This window comes from Rickettsiales bacterium Ac37b, from assembly GCA_000746585.2.
Classification (GTDB): Bacteria; Pseudomonadota; Alphaproteobacteria; order Rickettsiales; family Arcanibacteraceae; genus Ac37b.
In genome coordinates this window covers 1108503-1129364 of sequence record CP009217.2, presented here as the reverse complement: position 1 = coordinate 1129364, position 20862 = coordinate 1108503, and the positions used below count along the sequence as shown (strand labels likewise).

Annotated in this window: 19 protein-coding genes; 10 read left to right on the top strand and 9 right to left on the bottom strand. The window is 29.6% G+C overall.

The window, feature by feature from the left end; all coding sequences use genetic code 11:
• Nucleotides 1-372 precede the first annotated feature (372 nt).
• Together NOVO_05670 and NOVO_05665 are read left to right on the top strand one after the other, a co-directional pair.
• Entirely contained in the window at nucleotides 373-867 is a 495-nt protein-coding gene (locus tag NOVO_05670; GenBank protein AIL65501.1) for a hypothetical protein, read from the top strand.
• A 1054-nt stretch (nucleotides 868-1921) separates the two neighbouring features.
• A complete protein-coding gene (locus NOVO_05665) occupies nucleotides 1922-2665 on the top strand; it encodes a hypothetical protein (protein ID AIL65500.1) in 744 nt (247 codons plus the stop codon).
• 144 nt (nucleotides 2666-2809) lie between these two features.
• Here the strand turns inward: NOVO_05665 and NOVO_05660 are convergent, their stop codons facing one another.
• The 4 genes from NOVO_05660 to NOVO_05645 form a co-directional block, all read right to left on the bottom strand.
• Nucleotides 2810-5863, bottom strand: coding sequence for a Pentapeptide repeat protein (locus NOVO_05660; protein AIL65499.1), 3054 nt, complete (start codon nucleotides 5861-5863; stop codon nucleotides 2810-2812).
• Between the two features lie 225 nt (nucleotides 5864-6088).
• Entirely contained in the window at nucleotides 6089-6358 is a 270-nt protein-coding gene (locus tag NOVO_05655; protein ID AIL65498.1) for a hypothetical protein, read from the bottom strand.
• A 245-nt stretch (nucleotides 6359-6603) separates the two neighbouring features.
• Nucleotides 6604-7362 carry a CDP-diacylglycerol-serine O-phosphatidyltransferase gene (locus NOVO_05650; GenBank protein ID AIL65497.1) on the bottom strand — a complete coding sequence of 253 codons (759 nt, stop codon included), beginning with the start codon at nucleotides 7360-7362 and terminating at the stop codon, nucleotides 6604-6606.
• Nucleotides 7363-7376: 14 nt separating this feature from the next.
• On the bottom strand, nucleotides 7377-8066 hold the full coding sequence (locus NOVO_05645; protein AIL65496.1) for a phosphatidylserine decarboxylase: 690 nt from the start codon (nucleotides 8064-8066) through the stop codon (nucleotides 7377-7379).
• Nucleotides 8067-8174: 108 nt separating this feature from the next.
• Here NOVO_05645 and yvdD point away from each other — a divergent pair, with 108 nt between their 5' ends.
• The 5 genes from yvdD to NOVO_05620 all read left to right on the top strand — a co-directional run bounded on the left by yvdD (nucleotide 8175) and on the right by NOVO_05620 (nucleotide 12183).
• Nucleotides 8175-8753 carry an LOG family protein yvdD gene (gene yvdD, locus NOVO_05640; protein AIL65495.1) on the top strand — a complete coding sequence of 193 codons (579 nt, stop codon included), beginning with the start codon at nucleotides 8175-8177 and terminating at the stop codon, nucleotides 8751-8753.
• A 238-nt stretch (nucleotides 8754-8991) separates the two neighbouring features.
• On the top strand, nucleotides 8992-9852 hold the full coding sequence (locus tag NOVO_05635; protein AIL65494.1) for a Colicin V production protein: 861 nt from the start codon (nucleotides 8992-8994) through the stop codon (nucleotides 9850-9852).
• Between the two features lies 1 nt (nucleotide 9853).
• On the top strand, nucleotides 9854-11278 hold the full coding sequence (gene purF / locus NOVO_05630) for an Amidophosphoribosyltransferase precursor (protein ID AIL65493.1): 1425 nt from the start codon (nucleotides 9854-9856) through the stop codon (nucleotides 11276-11278).
• A gap of 10 nt (nucleotides 11279-11288) precedes the next feature.
• Nucleotides 11289-12011, top strand: coding sequence for a putative oxidoreductase yciK (yciK, locus tag NOVO_05625; protein ID AIL65492.1), 723 nt, complete (start codon nucleotides 11289-11291; stop codon nucleotides 12009-12011).
• Nucleotides 11998-12183 carry a hypothetical protein gene (locus tag NOVO_05620; GenBank protein AIL65491.1) on the top strand — a complete coding sequence of 62 codons (186 nt, stop codon included), beginning with the start codon at nucleotides 11998-12000 and terminating at the stop codon, nucleotides 12181-12183. Before yciK ends, NOVO_05620 begins: the two co-directional genes overlap by 14 nt.
• A 261-nt stretch (nucleotides 12184-12444) precedes the next feature.
• Here the strand turns inward: NOVO_05620 and NOVO_05615 are convergent, their stop codons facing one another.
• Complete coding sequence (locus NOVO_05615; protein AIL65490.1) at nucleotides 12445-12660, bottom strand: hypothetical protein; 216 nt, start codon at nucleotides 12658-12660, stop codon at nucleotides 12445-12447.
• Nucleotides 12661-12854: 194 nt separating this feature from the next.
• Here NOVO_05615 and NOVO_05610 point away from each other — a divergent pair, with 194 nt between their 5' ends.
• The gene (locus NOVO_05610; GenBank protein AIL65489.1) at nucleotides 12855-13343 is read left to right on the top strand and encodes a Transposase; all 489 of its coding nucleotides are present in this window, start codon (nucleotides 12855-12857) and stop codon (nucleotides 13341-13343) included.
• An 827-nt stretch (nucleotides 13344-14170) separates the two neighbouring features.
• Here NOVO_05610 and bdbD_2 read toward each other — a convergent pair.
• Genes bdbD_2 through hflK form a run of 4 tightly spaced genes read right to left on the bottom strand, consistent with a single transcriptional unit; the run spans nucleotide 14171 to nucleotide 18298 of the window.
• Complete coding sequence (gene bdbD_2, locus NOVO_05600; GenBank protein AIL65488.1) at nucleotides 14171-14803, bottom strand: Thiol-disulfide oxidoreductase D; 633 nt, start codon at nucleotides 14801-14803, stop codon at nucleotides 14171-14173.
• A 7-nt stretch (nucleotides 14804-14810) separates the two neighbouring features.
• Nucleotides 14811-16292, bottom strand: coding sequence for a putative periplasmic serine endoprotease DegP-like precursor (gene mucD, locus NOVO_05595; GenBank protein AIL65487.1), 1482 nt, complete (start codon nucleotides 16290-16292; stop codon nucleotides 14811-14813).
• 36 nt (nucleotides 16293-16328) lie between these two features.
• The gene (gene hflC, locus NOVO_05590; protein AIL65486.1) at nucleotides 16329-17192 is read right to left on the bottom strand and encodes a Modulator of FtsH protease HflC; all 864 of its coding nucleotides are present in this window, start codon (nucleotides 17190-17192) and stop codon (nucleotides 16329-16331) included.
• Complete coding sequence (hflK, locus tag NOVO_05585) at nucleotides 17189-18298, bottom strand: Modulator of FtsH protease HflK (protein AIL65485.1); 1110 nt, start codon at nucleotides 18296-18298, stop codon at nucleotides 17189-17191. Before hflK ends, hflC begins: the two co-directional genes overlap by 4 nt.
• 147 nt (nucleotides 18299-18445) lie before the next feature.
• Here hflK and NOVO_05580 point away from each other — a divergent pair, with 147 nt between their 5' ends.
• Entirely contained in the window at nucleotides 18446-19492 is a 1047-nt protein-coding gene (locus NOVO_05580; GenBank protein AIL65484.1) for an antiporter inner membrane protein, read from the top strand.
• A 294-nt stretch (nucleotides 19493-19786) separates the two neighbouring features.
• Nucleotides 19787-20683: a hypothetical protein gene (locus NOVO_05575; GenBank protein AIL65483.1), complete on the top strand. Its 897-nt coding sequence runs from the start codon at nucleotides 19787-19789 to the stop codon at nucleotides 20681-20683.
• The last annotated feature ends 179 nt before the right edge of the window (nucleotides 20684-20862 follow it).

Sequence of the window (20862 nt, the reverse complement as noted above, 5' to 3'; positions counted from 1 at the left end):
AATAAAATTCTATAATAAATTATTGAGTTTAAATATACAACGTAAGACTTCAGCTTTCTTATTATAATAAAAACGTAGAAATAACAAGAGTATCAATAGCCAGAATTATTAGCCAATAATGATATAAAAGTAAAATATCCTAATTATATTTATATAGATAGTGAAAAAGTAAATAATATTTAATAATATATTACTGAATATTCAATATTTTATTAATACATAATGTTTATACTATAATAAATTAAGTTGTATTTGGGACGAGAAGCGATAAAGCAAAACCTACCATTAGTAGGAAAGCTTTGAGCTAACTATGTCCGCAAGTTCAAATCAATTTACTATATACAATTTATAATCAATTAATTGGGTATACGTATGGTACATAATAAAACCAAGGAATCTATGGAAGATTATATAGATGATAGTATAGAAGCTCTTCACAAGAATTTTAAAACTTTTCAAAAGCAGTCTAAACAAGAGTCTAAGGAATTTATAAGACTTTTTAAAGATTTATGGGCAGAAATTAAAGAATCTCTTGAAGATTTAAAGCGATTTTTACAAAAACATAATATTTTCAGAAAAAAAACTACTCTAGATAAATTATCTGATAGTTTTGAAGATGTTACAGATATAGATATACAAAAACAGAGTCATAAAGCAAAAAATCGCATCAAAGGAGCGTGCAAAAATTTTCGTAGAGAAGTTCAAGATTTATCCCCGGACTTAAATGATGGACTCAATAAATTTAGTGATAAAATAGATAGTATGTTCGATAATATAGCAGAAAAATTATCTAGGAGTAAAAAGGGCTCTCATACACAAAAATATAAACGTGATAAAGAAAGTAAAAAACCGCAGCATATTAGATAACTATAGTAAACTTATATGCAAAAAGATAGGAAAGAATAAATGGCTATAATAACAAATATAACCATACAAAATGTAATCTGTACTGAAGTTGTCGCTACATAAATATAATTCTTTCTCATTTTACTTATTTTAGTATTTATAGTAAATTAAGTTGTATTTAGAACTAGGCTTATATAAAGCAAAGCCTAGTCCTACTCTCAGACAAAAAAGCTTAAGATAATTTATATATAAAATATAATATGTTTTTCACTTCTCCAATTAGGGAGAAGTCATGAAAAATCATAAGTTTTAAGCGGATGAAGGGGGGTGATCAAATAATTATATCTTTTAACCCCTCACCCTCAGCAATCTAAGATTTCCTAGGTCCTTTCCTTAATGGAGAGGTGAAAAAAGTAATTATTTTTTCTTTCCCCGGACACGAGTATGCTTTATGGTAATCTAGTAATATACCCGCTCATTAGATGCCCATTTTCAGAGGTATGACCTAATTTTTGCTCATTATTCACTTTTTTATCCGAGAGTAAAACAATTAGTATAAGAACTTTGAGGCTATAGCAAAGGCAATTTAAATAATACGAGGCGTGAGGCACGAAGCGTAGAAATGCTATTGTAGGCAACGAACAACAAAGTAATATTTAAATTGCCATAGCTATAACTGCGTACCAAATTCAAATCAATTTCTATACTAGCTAGTTTACCAATAAGCGTATAATCACTTACTGAGCATCTACTATGTTATAATGAGTTTCCTGTATAAGAAATATGTATAATTTCTATCCTATATATAAATAGACAATATATTAATTTTATTTCAATTATTTTAACTATTAAGTAAAAAATTTTAAGTTTATGTATTATATTCTTTTAAAGAAAGAAATTATATGTTATCTTTGTAATATTAATGTTAAGCTATTAAATTAATAGAAATATAATGAATAATTATAAATTCAGATATTTTGCTTAAATGTTTGTAGCTTGAGGTTTTTGTTAATTCATTGCGTTCTTTATACCAAAATTATTAACTAATTTATATAAAAATGTAAGGAGATTTATCATGACAAATACCATCACTTCTAACCCTACCGCAGAAAAAGACTTAAAAAAAGACTTAGATAATGCCAAAACAGCCATTGAAAATACAATCAATGAGGCTCAAGAAAATTATGTAAGTTTAGTAGAAGCAGAAAATTCTCTAAGAAATAGTTTAAATGATTTACCAAATCATTATATTAATTTAAAAATTGCTGCTAATAATCAAGATGGCACAATGGTAAAAGCTGAAAAAGATACAATTAATAAATTATGGCATGATATGTCTAATACAATTGTTAAACATCCCACTGCCTTTGTTAATTTACTTAATAATACTACTTATACCCATGATTCTAAAGCAATTCCTGTCTTAAAAATTGAATGTAAATATCCAGAATTAGTAGATGCATATGATAATTTTCACAATCAACTTGATTCTGTCTCTCAGTCTTCTCTAGGAAAAACCTTTGCTTTTATTAAGAATCATATGCCTAAAATATTTACCTCTTCTGAAACCGAGGCAACTTTCTTTAATGATACTTGCCTTAAAACAAATAATATCTCTAATATTTATGATAATAATATTGAACCTATTATAACTGGTATAAATAAATTCATAGAAATATTAAATGATCCTCAAAAATTATATATTTTATCGTCTGCATCAGCAATACATACCCCTGTATACTTATCTGATCAAACACAAAATCCTATTCCTGAAGTAACCTGCAGTGGCCAAGTAGAAGGTAATGGTGAGTGTATATAAAATTTCTTTTTAGTAGAATTGTTATATTTACATAGAAGGTAATAAATATTACCTTCTATATAAATCTTATATGATTCTCCTACTCACAATAGAAAGCTAGTATTCACTATATTGGGTCAAGTAATTAAAACTTTTACCAATAAGCTACTTATTATGCAGCCCTAGCGTAGCGCTAGATACTCTGTTAATCTCTTCTAGATTAGCAACATAACCTGTATTTATATCGGTCATATTCTCTATAATTTTTAACATTTCTGCATCAGGTACATATTGCTGTTGTTCAGCATTCGTGTGATTCTTAACATTCAATATTTCCTGATGTATTTCTTCAATCCTTTCTTCAGATATACATTCTGGATTAACATCTATATTAGACTCACACGTCTTTAATCCTACCAATTCTAGAAAATGATTACTTAGGGCTGTAGTATCACTATTATAATACATACTTAATAGGGTACCTATTACTGTTCCGCCCATACATAACGCCATCGTCAGAGCCACACCTGCTGTAGGTACAAGTAAAGCTATAATACCAACACCAATTATAAAGCCTAGCATTCCCCCACTAATTCCAGCAAGTAAACCACTCTTAAAAAGCTGGATCAAGTCTTGAAATATATTAAGAAAACAATTAGCTTTTTTATTACACCAATCTATAGTGTCATTACATCTAGATCTTATAGGAAAAGCCTCTCTATACTGCTTTTTACACAATTCCTTGAAATCTTTATCAAGACGCGCTGTTTCCTGGTTTTTTATACCTACTACCGATGTAGTGTCATCATACTCTACTCCTGATAAATCAGAATTCTTTATATTAACATTTGTTAAATCAGTACCCTGAATTTTGCTACCTTTAAGATAAGTTTTAACAAATTCTGCTCCCATAAAATCAGAAAACTTTAAATTTGCTTCCTTTATATAACATTCTTCAAAATGCGCTTTACGCCCTTGTATATAATTCATATAGCTATTAATTAATACTGAACGTTTTACTTTAGCTCTATCTAGAGTAGCAAATGCAAGATCCAAATCTTTCCCTTGGATGTGATCTAAAATAGCTTCCTCAAAATTTGCTCCTATAGCTTCAGCATTTTCAAGAGAAACAGCATAAAGTTTTGCCTTATGTGCATTTAGCTCATTTATTAATGAGTCTGAGAAATTCGAATAACTAATTTGTATTGCTTCCATATCTGCATGGCTAAAATTTGCTCCTTGTGCTTCTACATAAGCCATAGTAGCCATTCTAAAATTAGCACGCTCAGCATTAATATGTTCCATAATTGAGTTACTAAATTCTGCTAATTCAGCATTTGCACTTTTAAAAATGGCTTTAGTAAAGTCAGTGCCTTTAAATTTACCACCTTTTAAAATAGCATTTGCCATTTTAGCACCACGCATTTGACAATAGTTAGCATGGGCATGAGCCAAGGTAATACCTTCTGCACGCATTAAACTCAACACTGACTTATCTATTTCTGCATTTTCTAAATTAGCAAAACGCATATTAGCTCTTCTAGCTTGAAACTGACCTTTTATTCCGACTAAATATGCGCGCTCTAAATTAGCATCATTCATATTAACTTGTTCAAAAATAGCCGCTTTTGCTGAAATATACTGCATATTTGCTTGAATAAATATTGCATGTGTGAAATTTGCGTTATCAGCATTCACACCCTCTAAACAAGCTCCAAAAAAATTAGTGTGCTTTGCTTCTTTAATTTTACACCCAGCAAAATTCACATTTCTAAAATTACCATAATTAAGCGGTATTTTAGACAAATCTTGATTTGAGATATCTACATATACATTCTTATCTGTATATTGATATTTTTGTATGAGAAAATCAACAAAGCTAGGTACAGATGATTGTGTCCAGTCAATTTTTTGTGTATTATTCTTTTTTAACGATTTTACAATATCTGATTGATTAATTTCCTCAATATATGCCTGCAGATCTTCTATAGTTACCTTCACAGTAATACTATTATTACCAAAATACTGGCCTTCTCCATTTCTTACATAAAATGGATCTAATAATACGCGATCATTTAACGCATCATATAAAGATTCTGTTATAATGCCCTTATCCCTTGATTTTTTTGGGTTAGCACTGCTAAGCTTGATATATGATTTATTATCATCTTGATATTCTTTATCACTAAACCCACGTAATCCAGTATCTTCATAAGAGTTAGAGTCTATTAGTAATTTATTAGTATCTGCACCTCTTAAGTCTAAATTACCATATAAACATTTATTTAAGGACATATTTAATATGTCACAATTTTGTAAATTCATATCTCTACAATCTGCATCTGTAATATATAATGACCTAATTATACTACCACTTAAATTTATTCCTTTTAGATAACTACCCATATCATACGCATTACTAATATCTGCACTAATATCTGCAATAATTATCTGATTTTTTAAAGATTTTATATGATCCTTTAGCCATTGGTGCAAATTTTGCTCACCTTTATCAGAATCTTTTGCAAATAATTCTAGAATTTTTGCATCTATTATAGGATAGGTCACTTTATAAGATTTATTATTTTCATCTATTTCATTTATACTATACGCAGGTACAAAGTATTTATTACCGTTAAGTATAAGTTCTAAATCTTGTTCAGATCTAGGTCCATGTTTCCATTTTTGATATTCAAAAGAATTTTTCGAATGCTTTCTTTTTTTAATAGCTTCAAATCTTTTATATTTTTCCTCCCTAAAATTTGCCCTATTCACAGGACTGATACCACTTACAGCTCCACTGTATATATTTCCCATTAACTTCTGAAATTCTTGCTTCAATTTTAAGTCTGCAAGCGCTTGGTTATTTACTTTTATTCCACCACTAATTAATCCAGGCATAGTATAAGAAGTATAGTTTTCATATATAAACTGATTTAATGTAGATTTAGCATTTGAACCTTTTGTATACTTATCACTAATTACCTGTTTAGCTTCTTGCATACTTAGAACATCAATATCAAATTCAGAGTAGCTAGTTTTAAGAGCCATTAAAATTTCACATAAATAACCATATAATTGTTTGGTATCTTTTTTTCTATTTAAACTAGACCCTACTCCAAACAAACTATACCCTATACGCCTACTAGTTTTTTTAGCCCAGGCTTGTTCAGATCTACTAAGCGTTCCGTGTTGAGTATTTCTTATAATTTCTTTCATGGTAACCTCAACATTATCAAAATGATTAATATTTATTTACAAATAGTATTATAATATTAATATTAATATTGACAAGAAAAAAATATGTATTATTTGTCAACTACTCTCCTAACCTTTTTTACTATAGATACATACCATGCGTAAAGAATTCTTTTTTATAAAAGTAAGTTTATTAACTATTAGTAACATTTTAACGAAAATGAACGCTCTCAAGCAATCCATAGGCTAAATAAAATATCCTCTCATTTTCCCCCCAAAAGAGTAATATAAATCTTCATACATTATTTTTGCATTAACAAAATAATCAATTATAATTTTAATATTCTCAGGTATCATACCATATTCAAGGCTGTTATGATAAATGAAACTTGCCTTACTCCATACAGGCACAATATTCTTTCTAATATCTCTAATTTCCTCAATCTTTTGTATAACTACAGGCCATTTATTACTTTTTAGTAATTTGTTTAGTATTCTTGATATCCTTAGAATCACATCTTACATGATAATTTTTGCCCCATATTGACTTAACAAAGTTAGACATTTCCTTTCTATATGGGCCAATATAACCTTCCGGATAAATTAAATATTAAAAAATATTAATTCAAGTAATAAATTTTTATGATTTACTACAACAAATTAATTTGAATTAGGAATAAGCTTAGATAGAATGATAGCAGAAAATTAGTACATGAGCGAGAAACAACGTACATATAATATATATAAATAATCAAAAAATTTTATTTTGAATTTCTCTTAAAAATAATAACACTAACCGGTATAGATAACCCATATATAATACCTAAAACTGGTAAAATAACCCATGGTTCTATAATCACACCTATAATTAATAAACTTACCAGTGCTAAGATTAATGACATAAACTCACGCGCTATTGAGATCTTTTTTCCAGAAAATGTAGGAATTCTACTGGACATTAAAATAGCTATTATACTAACATATACAGCCAGCATAACTGGTTGAAAAACCATGTCATATTGAAAATTTAACATCATTGGTACTAAAGTTAAGCATGCTCCCGCAGGAGCAGGTACACCTACAAAAAAATTATTTGCCCAACTTGGCTGAGCTTCTTCTAAAGTTGTATTAAATCTTGCTAATCTTAAAGCACAGCACATTGAGTAAATTAAGGATACAGCCCATCCTAATCCTTTTACAGGTACGTTATGCAACTTCCATAAATATAATACCAAGGCTGGAGCAACACCAAAATTAATAAAATCAGCCAATGAATCAAGTTGTGCCCCCAAATTGCTAGAGGCTTTAAGTAACCGCGCAAGCCTACCATCCATTCCATCTATCAGGGCTGCTATAACTATGAATAATACAGCATTCTCCCATTTTCCATCTAAAGCCAATCTAATAGAAGTCATACCCACACATAAACCTATCAGCGTAACAATATTAGGAAAAAGCCTAATGATAGGCATTTTAGTAGAATGTATATCTCTAGTATTCAAATTATCGTTTTCTATCATATTAATTAAGAAACCTACCTTATTTCACCCGCGCGTGCAGGCAATTCCTTTACCAAATCAGCTAATATGGTCTCACCAGCTATTACTTGTTGACCTTCTATTACCAATGGATTTACACCTTCTGGTAAGTATACGTCCATTCTACTACCAAACCTTATTAATCCAAAACGTTCGCCTGCTTTTACTTCTTGCTGCTCATTTAAAGTACATACAATACGTCTTGCTATAAGACCTGCGATTTGTACAAAAATTAATTCTTTATTATTTGTTTCCATTAATACTAATTGACGCTCATTTTCTTCACTTGCTTTATCCAACGAGGCATTCAAAAATTTACCAGGATAATAGTATAGCGCTTTAATTTTACCCGTAGCAGGCACCCTATTAACATGGACATTGAAAACATTAAGAAATATGCTAATACGAAGCCGCTTATTACCACCTATGTTTAATTCTTTAGGAGTATCAGCCATTTCAATTCTTTGTATTATACCATCAGCTGGACTCACCACTAATTCATCACCAATGGGTGTAATACGCACTGGATCGCGAAAAAAGAATACGCACCAGACTGTAACTATAGCACCAATAAAGCCTAATGTGCTAGAAAAATACCCAATCACAATAGAAACAATTGCAAATAAACAGATAAAATAATATCCGTCATTATGGATAGGAGGAAAAATTATTTTTAATAAATTCATAATTTGTATTTTCTTATAAAATAGTATTTGTTATAATTGATTTAGCTTAAGCAGTATAAATAATAATTATTATAATTCAATTCTATTTTTTTATTTTTGTAATTAACTATGGAAAAAGTACATAATATAGGAATTTTTTGCGGTGCAAGCCCAAATATTCCACAAAATTTTTTAGATGAAGCTTATAATTTGGGCAAATTGCTTGCTCAGAATAAACGAACTGTTGTCTATGGTGGTAGTAAATATGGAGCTATGGGTGCTATAGCAGATGGTGCTTTAAGCGCCTCAGGAGAAGTGATTGGTGTTTTTCCTCAAAGCATAACAATCGCAGGTACCAGAGAAATTATGCATACTCACTTAACAAAATTAATTACCGTACCAGATATGCATAGCCGTAAAATGTCTATTTTTAATCTCTCTGATGCTTTTATTACCTTTCCAGGAGGCTTTGGCACAATGGATGAAACTTTTGAAATTATTACCTGGAAATACTTAAAAATGCATAAAAAACCTATTATAATTTACAATTATCAAAATTATTACAATGGACTGATTCAATTGATAGACCATTTTATTGATTTAGGATTTGCAAATAGCTCTATAAAAAGCTTATACCATATAGTAGAGGATATTGACCAGCTACTTAACATATTTAATATTAATCAAATCTCTACAATTATGGCCTGAGTTTTCTAGTTTACTGCATTATATCAATTTTTATAAATTATAATATTTTGCTTGCAACTTATGATATAGTGCAATAAATAATTTTGTATAATAATTTATTTTAGACGTATAAGTATAAATTATATAATTATTAATAATTATAATGACTAATTAAGTTTTGTAATATATATTATATAAAAACTAAATTTATATACTAATAAAATAATATAATCATCTATAACTACGTAAATAATTATCTATGCCACTTGATTTGACAGTTTTTGACTATATAATTTTTACTATAATAATTCTCTCGACTTTATTTGCTTTATTTAAAGGATTTATTAAATCTTGTATAACGTTTATAGCGTTTATTTTCTCTATTATTTTAGCTTATTTTATATTTCCATATTTATTAATTCTAATTAAACATTACATAAAAAACCCTTCTGGGGCTAATATTAGTACTGGATTAATGAGTTATATAATAGCAGCTATTTTTGTAGCTTTCGTTAGTAACCAATTACTTAAACTCACAGAAAATATAAGAGGAGGAGCCTTAGATCGCTCTCTAGGATTGGCGTTTGGATTTACGCGCGGATGTATTATAAGCTGCATAATTTTTATAATAATAGTGGCCATTTCAAAAGCTTTAATACCAGATTCTGCAGAAGATACTATTTTTAAAAACATTAAACATTCAAAAAGCTTCCTGTTATTAACTACTGGAAGTACAGCTTTAATCGAAACATTACCACCAAAACTAAGTGTAAAATTAAATAAAACTATAAATAACCAGTTAAAAAAGCTTACAACAATATCTGATACTATAGCTTTATCTGAGTTAGCAAAATTAATACCTCCTGATATATTGTCTAACATCGATACAACTCATCTTAACATTTTAATTGATAATAATACTTCTACGCAAGAAAAACAACAAGCTATAGAAGATATAATAAACTCCTACGGTAAAGAAAATACAAACAATAATCCTTTAACTAGAGAACAACTGAAAAAAATCTTGATCAACTATATAAAAACCTACCATAAAGATCCTGGCAGTTACAGTGACAAAGATAATAATGATTTTAACCGTCTTATACAGGTATTGGATTAATATGAAAACATTTAACTTATTACCTTTTAATGATAAACTGAAAGAGGAATGTGGAGTATTTGGTATTTCTAACCATAGCGATGCAGCTGCACATACTATACTAGGGTTACATGCACTCCAACACAGAGGGCAAGAGGCTGCAGGTATAGTAACTTTTGACGGTATAAATTTTCATAATTATAAGGCCCAAGGATTAGTAGGAGATAATTTTAGCAATAACTCTGTACTATCAAGTTTAGTTGGTAATTATGCTATTGGCCATGTACGTTATTCTACAACTGGCGGTAATGAAATCAGAAATGTACAACCTATCTTTGCTGAATTTAGTTTTGGAGGGGTAGCAATAGCACATAATGGTAACCTAACTAATGCTGCTTCTTTAAGAAAACAACTTATTGCCCAAGGATGTATTTTTCACTCTGCTATGGATACTGAAATTCTCATTCACCTAATTGCTACTAGGCCTCACAACGATTTTATTATTAGACTCATTGAATCTTTAAAATTGGTAAAAGGGGCATATTCTCTTGTTTTGCTTACAGCACATTGCTTACTAGGAATCCGTGATCCATTTGGAGTAAGGCCATTAGTACTTGGAAAAATTAAGAATTCTTATGTCCTTGCTTCAGAAACTTGTGCCTTTGATATTATAGGTGCTGAATATATTAGGGATGTTGAACCAGGAGAAATAGTTATTATAAATAATGATGGTTCTATAAAAAGCCTTAAGCCTTTTGAACAGGTTCAACAAAGATTTTGTATCTTTGAATATATATATTTCTCACGCCCTGATAGTAAACTAGAAAATAAAGATGTCTACAAAATCAGAAAGCAAATTGGTGCAGAACTAGCAAAAGAAGCCAAAGTACAAGCAGATTTAGTAGTTCCTGTACCTGATTCCGGGGTAGCATCAGCGCTAGGATACGCCGAATATAGTAAAATACCTTTTGAGCTCGGTATAATTCGTAATCACTATATAGGACGCACTTTTATTGAGCCTACTGAAACTGTAAGACATTTAGGAGTAAAGCTTAAGCATAACGCAAATAAAGAACTCCTTAAAGGCAAAAAAATAATTTTAATAGATGACAGCATAGTGCGTGGCACTACATCACGTAAAATAGTAGAAATGGTAAGAGCTGCAGGTGCTACGGAAGTACATATGCGTATTGCAAGTCCTCCAACAGCTTTTTCATGTTTTTATGGTGTAGACACACCAAATAAAAAAGATTTACTAGCAGCAAACAGCTCTGTTGATGAGATTGCTAAATTTATTAACGTTGATAGCTTAGCTTTTTTATCAATAGATGCATTGTATTTTGCGATTGAACAAAGTAAGCGTAATAATTCTTACCCCCAATATTGTGATGCTTGTTTTACTGGAGATTACCCAATAGAGCTTACCGATTCTAACAACTGCACTTAATAGGTTTTTTATGGCTAAGCTTTTACAAGATAAAATTGCTTTAATCACTGGCAGCTCAAGAGGCATTGGTGCTGCCATAGCACGTAGATACATAAAAGAGGGAGCACATGTAATAGCTGTTGCCCGTAATACCACTCAGCTAGAATTATTAGATGACTATGCACGCAAGCATAATAGTGCTATTACTATAGTACCTCTAGACTTACAAGAATTCATAAAAATTGACGAATTAGGATATGAAATAGCAAAGCGCTTTGGTCACATAGATATATTAGTTGGAAACGCTGCTACACTGGGAGTTTTATCTCCTCTTTCACACATAAAACCCTCTTTATGGGAAAATATTATAGATTTAAACCTTACGGCTAACTGGAGGCTAATTAGAAGCTTTGATCCATTATTACATAATTCAAAAGCTGGTAGAGCAATATTTGTTACTTCTTCAGTTACAAAAGATGTAACCTCATATTGGGGCCCATATTCTATATCAAAATCTGGATTAGAAATGCTTGTTAAAACTTACGCTGAAGAAATATCTATTACTAATATCAAAGCTAATTTGGTTGATCCAGGAATAGTTGAAACAAGTATGCTAGCACAAGCCTTCCCAGGACTTGATAAAACACACATACCAAAACCTGATGATATCACAGATATTTTTGTTGAACTTGCTAGTGAACATTGTAATATAAATGGAGAAATATTAGGAGTACATAATAATGATAAACAATAATATTACTGATATTATAATCGTAAAAGACAAACATATACAATGTGATGGTATATCAGATAACAAGGTTGGTCACCCTTTAATATATCTCAATATGGGAAACAATGATCAAGTAATGTGTCCGTATTGCAGCCGCCAATTTGTCTATAAACCGCTTACCCACCTAGAGCCATAAAATTTTCTAGCTAAAGAAAACATACCACTTTTCAAAAATTGTGCATGAGGCCATTGTTGCTTATGTATTAATACGTATAGTAAATTAAATTGTATTTGGGACGAGGAACGATAGAGCGAAGCCTACCAAGAGTAGGAAAGCTTTGCGCTATAGCAAAGGCAATTAAAATAGTACGAGGCGTGAGGCACAAAGCGTAGAAAAATGCTACGTGAGCAACTAACAACAAAGTAACTTTTAAATTGCCGCAGCTATATTCTTTTTTTATTTATTTGGTATATTATTAGTCGTAAAATTCAATTTATTTATAGTAAAATCTGAGTGCAAAGGGGAAAACGCTGTCCAATAATATAAGCTTGTATCTTTAACTATAAAGCAGAATTTATTGTTTAGCTGGTTAAATGGTTGTTCTAAAATTAAATTTTTCGTTTTATATTTATATATGCTAAAAATAATTTCTGCATTTTTTTCAAGATCCATTTCTAAACAATATTCTTTCTGATGGTCTAAATAAATAGTTTTTGTTTTAAGCCCCCCTGGTTTGTGTTTTAGGTTTTTAATTATAGGTTTTATACTAATTCCCGAATTTAATTGAGGTTAAGGAAGGAAAATTATTGTATCGAAAAAGATAAGATGATAGAAATTATTATGTTAATAATAGAATAGAGTAAGTTATGGGACTATCATCAAAATTAATAACTGAAGAAATTTACAACAAAGCAAAGATAATTTTAAAGGAAAGTAGCGAAATTAGTCGTGTTTCTTTAAGGTTAAGAGCAATAGTAGCAGCCAAAGAGCATGGAGTTGCGACAGTATCAAAAATTTTCAATATAACAAGCAACACCTTACGTTCATGGGTAAAGAGCTTTGTTGCTGAGGAGGTTGGAGGTTTAAACTATAGAACTGGTAGAGGAAGAAAGAGCAAATTATTAGAAGTTCATAGAGAAGCTATAGAAGAATGGATAAGTAAAGATTGCAACTTAACATTAGCGCAGATTGTAATAAGATTAGAAGAAGAATTTTCTATTAAAAGCAGTAAATCTGCAGTACATAGAGTATTGGATGATTTAAAGCTTAGTTACATTACGTCCCGTCCAACACATTCTAAAGGTAATTTAGAGGCTCAAGAGCTGTTTAAAAAAAAATCTAAGGAGGGAAATTGAAGAAGGAAAGCATCAAGAATTATATTTTTTTGATGAGTCAAGATTTGGTACTTACTCTAAATTAGGACATAGTTGGTTTAAAAAGGGAATTAGAAGTCAGGTAAAGGTAAAGTTAGGTTTTAAAAATTTTTACGTTTATAGTGCTACTCACTCTAACAATGGAAAAAGTTTTAGCTTACTTCTGCCTAATGTAAATACGGAATGTATGACTATATTTTTGGAGGAGATGGCTAAATATTTGGATAATAGCCCTGCTACAGTAATAATGGATCAAGCCGGATGGCATAAAGCAAAAACACTTAAGATACCAGATAATTTAAATATAGTTTATTTACCTTCTTAATTCTCCTGAGTTAAATCCTGTAGAGAGGCTATGGAAATATATGAAAAACCACATTATTAAAAATAGGATATATGATACTATTGGCAAGCTTGAAAATAAGGTTTGTGAATTTATAGCGCAGTTAAATCAAGATATTGTTAAAACCATATGTACTATCAATTATTAACTCAATTAAATTCGGGAATTAGTATTATTTCTTCATATCAAGGGATAATATTTCCCGCTTCATTATAAGTTGGAATAATAATACTTAATTCTAGTCTCATTCTAGTACCAAAATTATAAAACCAGTGTTATAACTTATCTAAAATAAATATACAAATAAAAAATATATCACTTAAGTAATTTAAATATTTTGAATTATGTATTTTATTATATTCAAAATATATAAAATTAATATAGAGTTATAGAAAATAATACTTTTATCTACCATAAGATTTTATATTACTATAGATATAACTCTCGCTATTAATATTTATAAATATTAATTTGATTTTTTATATTCATTATCAAGTATATTTGATAATTTTTCTAGATTCATTGCACCCATAAATTTTTTGTTATTAATAAAAAAGATAGGAGTAGCATTTATATGCAATTTATTAGTGGCATCTAATCTAATTTTTAGAATTTTATCTTCTACCTCTTTACTCTTAATACACTTCCAAAAATCTTCTCCACTCATCCCTCCAAGCTTAGCTATATTCTCTAAAATCTCTACGAAATTCTTCTGAGTAATCCAGCTAGATTGGACATCAAACAATATTTTTAAATAAGTATAATAATCATCACCAGTACAACTAGCGAGCATGGCTCCTTTTAACGCTACATTATCAAAAGGACATGGACGTTGTACATATTTTACTTTTCCAGAATCTAAATATTTTGTTTTAAATTGATTAAAAACATTTTGGTGGAAATAAGCACAATGTGGACATGAAAGAGAAGAATATTCTATTACCGTAATAGGAGCATCTTTATTACCTAGAAATAACTCATTAGGCCCTATATTTAATACAGTTTCATCTATATGCTCTTCATCTTTATTTATAACTTCAGCAGTGGCTGGAAATACTGTACCTACCAATATTATCAAATATATTACAATTTTTAACATATATACCTTATTGTTTTACAATGCTAACTGCTATAAATATAGCTTTATTTTCTCTTATTACATGTAATAGTACAGATTTCTTATTATCTTTTTGAGCTTTAATAATTATTTTCTCTAATTCTTCTGGAGTATTTATCTGATTCCCACCAGCAGAGAGAATGACATCTCCTTTACGTAATTTACCAACAAAATTACTGTGTCTATTTACTTTTAAAACAATTACACCTTTTATCTTAGAATCTATACCAAAATTACTCTTCAAATCAGGAGTGAGCTTTGCAACTACTATAGCACCTAAAATATTTTGAGAACCTGGTGATTCAGATAAGGTAGAATCATTACCATCCATAGCTTTATTAGTCTCTTCTTTAAATGCCACAAGCATTACATCAACTGTTTTTTTCACTCCATTACGTAAATAAACTATTTCAGCTTTTTGACCAAGGGGAGTTTCTGCAACTATTCTTGGTAATTTCCTCATAGAAGAAACTTCTTTACCCGCAAATGACAAAATAATATCACCTGGCAAAATGCCAACTTTTTCAGCAGGACTACCTACCGCCACTTCTGCAACAAGAGCCCCTTTAGTATCATGCAAACTCAAGCTCTCAGCTACCTCATCATCTATAGGCTGTATATAAACCCCTAACCAACCTCTAGTCACTTTACCATTATTTTTTAACTGCTCTAATACAGACTTAGCCAGTGAAGAAGGAGTTGCAAATCCTATACCTACATTTCCCATAGACGGAGTTAAAATAGCTGTATTAATTCCTACTACTTCTCCTTTAATGTTAAACATAGGACCACCTGAATTACCACGATTAATAGCAGCATCTGTTTGTATAAAATTATCTACTAAACCACCTGCATTTATATCTCTTGATCGTGAAGATACTATTCCACTAGTTACAGTTCCTCCTAATCCAAAAGGATTACCTATTGCAATCACTAAATCTCCAACTCTTAAAGAATCAGAATCTCCTAATTTTACATAAGGTAGAGGTTCAGGTAAATCGACCTTTAATAAAGCCAAATCAGTTTTAGTATCATAACCTATAACTTTAGCTTTTATTTCTTTTTCATCATTAAATTTTACAGTAACTTCTTCTGCTTCACTAATGACATGATGATTCGTAACTATATATCCTTCAGGATCAATAATAAAACCAGAACCCAATGATACTACTCTACGTTCTTTTTGATCCAATTCAAAACCTGGAGGCAGTAAACCAAATTTTTCTAATAAATCTCCGAATTCTTCTAAAGGATATCCTTCTTTATAAGCTAAATTATTTTTATTATTAATTATTTTTTGTGTAGTAGAAATATTAACTACAGCTGGTAATAAAGGCTCAACAATCTCAGCAAATCCTTGAGGTTGTATAGATACAGATGATGTTAGAGCATTAGCTGTAAGCGCAGATAGTATTATAATAAATATTACAAATAACCCTATATGCAATTTTATAGCGTAATTTTTCATCATATTTTTCCCTAAAATTTAACCTATTAAAAACTCAATTTATTTATTATCTAAATCTTTTAAGTACTTAAAGAACTCACTTTTAGGAGATAAAACAAGCGTTGTGTTATCTTTATTTATAACTTTTTTATAAGCTTGTAGAGAGCGATAAAAATCAAAAAACTCTGGATCTTTACCTAAATTATCTGCAAAGATTTTTGCTGCAATTCCATCTCCTTCACCACGAGTAATATCAGCATCTCTTTTAGCTTCGGCGAGTAGTACAGCCTTATCTTTATCTGCTTTAGATTTTATACGCTGTGCCTCCCCTGCACCTTCAGCACGTAGTTCTTTAGCTTCTTTTTCTCGTTCAGTTTGCATACGCTTATAAATTGCGTTACTATTTTCTTTAGGTAAATCCGCTCTAAGTATACGAACATCTATTACATCTATACCAAAATTCAGAGTCTGAGAGTTAATTAAATCTTTGATCTTTTTCATAATATTGGAACGTTCATTTGTAAGTAATGCTACCAATGGAACTTCACCTAACACTTGCCTTAATGATGAATCAAGCATAGTATTCAAGCGCAATTTTATGCCAGATTCATCTCTCACTGTTTGATAAAACTTAAGAGGGTCAATAATTTTATATCTAGCAAAAGCACTAATAATTAGCCTTTTTTGGTCATTAGCTATCACTTCTTTTTCATCAGCTGTAACATTCAGTAACCTATTATCAAAATAAATTATGTTTTGTATAAAAGGTAATTTAAAATGTAATCCAGGAGATTTCTCTACTTTGACCACTTCTCCAAATTGAAAGATTAAAGCTTGTTGACGCTGATCTACTATAAACAAAGTATTTATTAATAAAATAAGCGCAGTAATAGTTATGATAGTAAAAATAGTTTTCTTTGTCATTTCGCTGATGCCGTATTATCTGTTTTCATTGCAGGACCTAAAGGTAAATATGGTATAACATTTTTATCCATATTACCATCTAATATAATTTTATTAGTACTCTGTAGAATATTTTCCATAGCCTCTATGTATAAACGTTTTCTTGTTAATTGTTGTGCACCTTGATATTGTTTATAAAGAGCATTAAATCTACTCACTTCCCCAGTAGCCACCGCAATTACTTGCTGCTTATAAGCTTCTGCTTCCTGTATAATCATCGCAGCCTCACCTTTAGCGCGTGGCATAATATCATTTTGATATGCCTGAGCCTGATTTATTTCTCTTTCTTTATCTGCTCTAGCAGTTTGAACATCTCTAAACGCATCTATTACTTCAGACGGAGGCTCAACCTTAAGTAAGCGTACATTTACTATTTCAATACCAGCCTGGTATATATCAAGCATATGCTGTAACAACTCCCTGACTCTAGTTTCTACAACTGATCTGCCTTGTGTTTGAGCAACAACAATTGGTGTGTTACCTATAACATCACGCATTGCACTTTCAGCAGCACTTTTGACTGCATCTCTTGGTTTTAATACATTAAAAATATATTGCTTAATATCGCGAATTTTCCACTGTACAATAAAATTTACATCCACCAAATTTTCATCACCCGTAAGCATTAAGCTTTCTTCTGGAACTTGTCTTGGCGTATTCCGTTGGATATATATACCATCTGTTTGTGCAGATCTAGAACCTATTTCTTCGCTTTCTATTCTTTCTACACGTTGTTTTATTACTTTTTCAATAGGATCTGGTATATGATAATTAAGACCAGGCATTGCAAGACGAACAAATTTTCCAAAACGTAATACAATGGCCTGTTCACCTTGTTCTACATTATAAAACCCTGATGATAACCATGCTAATAGCACTACCAGCACAATTAATAAAAAAACCTTGCCTCCACCTTTCTTACCATCACGTAAAACCTTTTGTATTTTTTCTTGGCTACTACGTAATAACTCATCCAATTCATTATCATTATTGGATGGCTGACGTTTTGGTCCCCAGGGCGATTCTATTTTATTGTGTATTCCAAACAATTGACTATACCACAACATAAATTATTACTAAAAATTGGAGATTAAAACTTTTATTTATATAATAAATATTTTATAATCCTACCTAACAATACATTCTCTAATTAGACCCATTTAGTCAAGTAGAAAATCTATAATATAAGCAATCAAGTTAATAATGTAAAGTATATGTCCACTATAAATGCAGAACAAGTTTTAAATATTTTAAAAACTATTAGAATTCCTGGCGATAATAAAGATATAGTAACTAATGGTTATGTCTCATCAATCATAATCAGAAATCAACAACTAGGATTTGCCATTACACTTAAATCTGCCACAGATCAAACTGCCTTAACTACTGAATGCACTACTAAACTTAAATCTAAGCTACCAATAGAAGAAGTCAAAATTGTATTTACCAATGATCTTAAAGATAGTGATAATAATTTCCTTAAAAATAAAACTACTACTTTTAAACCTAAAAACAAATTTGATAATATTAAACATATAGTTACAGTATCTTCATGCAAGGGTGGAGTAGGAAAATCTACAATTTCAGTCAATTTAGCTAAAGTACTTGCGAAGCAAGGATATAAAATAGGATTAGTTGATGCCGATATATATGGGCCGTCTATACCTCATATGCTTGGGCACACTACTCAACCTAAATTAGAAAATAATTTAATTCTTCCTTTTGAATCTCATAATATAAAATCTATCTCAATAGGTCATCTTATATCACAAAACATAGCAACTATCTGGCGTGGCCCTATGGCAACTAAAACTTTATATAAATTATTAAATGGAACAAAATGGGGAAATTTGGATCTATTGTTAATAGATATGCCTCCAGGTACAGGTGACATCTATCTTAGTTTAATTGAAAATTACTTTATTTCCGGTAACATTTTAGTATCAACTCCTCAGGAGGTTGCTTTAATTGATGTCCGTAAATCTATTAACATGTTTCAAAAAGTAGGAGTCAAAATATTAGGGATTATAGAAAATATGAGTTATTTTATTAACCCCATCTCCTCAGAAAAACATTATATTTTTGGTAAGGGGGGAGCATCTAAACTTGCAGAAGAGTTCCATCTTAATTTTTTAGGAGACATTCCATTAGATCCAGAAATCAGAGAAACATCTGATCATCCCTCAACTATCAGCGATAACTCTATTTTACATTATTATAACTCTATTGCCAAAAAAATATCTTATGAGTTAAAACTATAATGTTTTTCAAATAATTAATATCAATTTTATTATCGCTTAAAAAAGTTAATAGCAAGACAAAATATTAGAGAGGAAAGACACTTTAAATATTACATATTAATTAACGCTATTAATTAATTATAGACTTTTATTAATATTATATTATAGTAAATTAAGTTGTATTTGGGACTAGGAGTGATAAGCGAAGCCTACAAATAGTAGGAGAGCTTTAATTTAACTGCGCCCCGGATTCAAATTAATTTACTATATATACTCCTACAGATTAAACTCTATAGTGAATACAGTTGAGTATTAATGAAAACAATTAAAAGAGTATTAGAATATTTGAACAAAAAGAAAATATATGCCTTCGGCATATTAGGGATAATGATATTAATATTGATATTTAATATAGTCATATTTTTCCTGGCATTAAATGAAGAATGGAATCAAATGGAGTCACCATATAATATACAATGGGAATATCAAGGTTTTCTTATATCAACCGCTATTAGACAAAAAATTATAAAGAGCGGTGTTTCTGATAATAATTTTTTATCCCATTATTTAAAAAACTTACAAATTAAATATTATGAATTAATCAAAGAAAAAGTTTTTAAAGATGATTTATTGCTAGATCTATTACTACTTGATATCAAATATTTGGTATATTTAGAAACAAAAAATAACTCAGAGATTTTAAATAGTATTATCATATTAAATTTTGATAATTACATAACCAAATCTAGTAAAATTAAAAAAGTAAACGATATTTTAAAATACAAATACATAAACTATATAGTAAATTATTTTTTATATAACAAGACTATTAATAAAAATTTGGTTTTTACAAATTTTTTTGAAACCAAGCTTAGAAATTCTATAGAAAATAAAAATTATCATCTTAATAAAGAAGCACGATTAATATTATTAACAAAATATATTAGAATTGTTACGAATAAATTATTTCATAGTAAATATGATTATTACTATATATGTAATCATTCTGACTATTTCCACTTAAAGCAAACTCTCCAAGCTTCTACAGATTTTATAATTTCAAATTTTATAATGTATAAATGTAATAATTTTTATTTGAGCCTAATAGATTATATTATAAATTTAAGAAATAAAATTAATAATTTTGATACCACAAAATGCACTAAATTAAAATACTCTTATCCAATGACTAAAATAACATTAGATAACTAAAAAATGTTATGAAGTCAGATACAAACTTGAATAAGATAATACAATAGTTAATAAAACATCGTGATAATGAATTAATATTATAGTAACATCTATCTATATTAATTATTTCCGCATGGAGAATAGTAGATGTTTCATAAAGATCCAGCTTTACAGGCTAAATATCCTACTCATAAAATTAA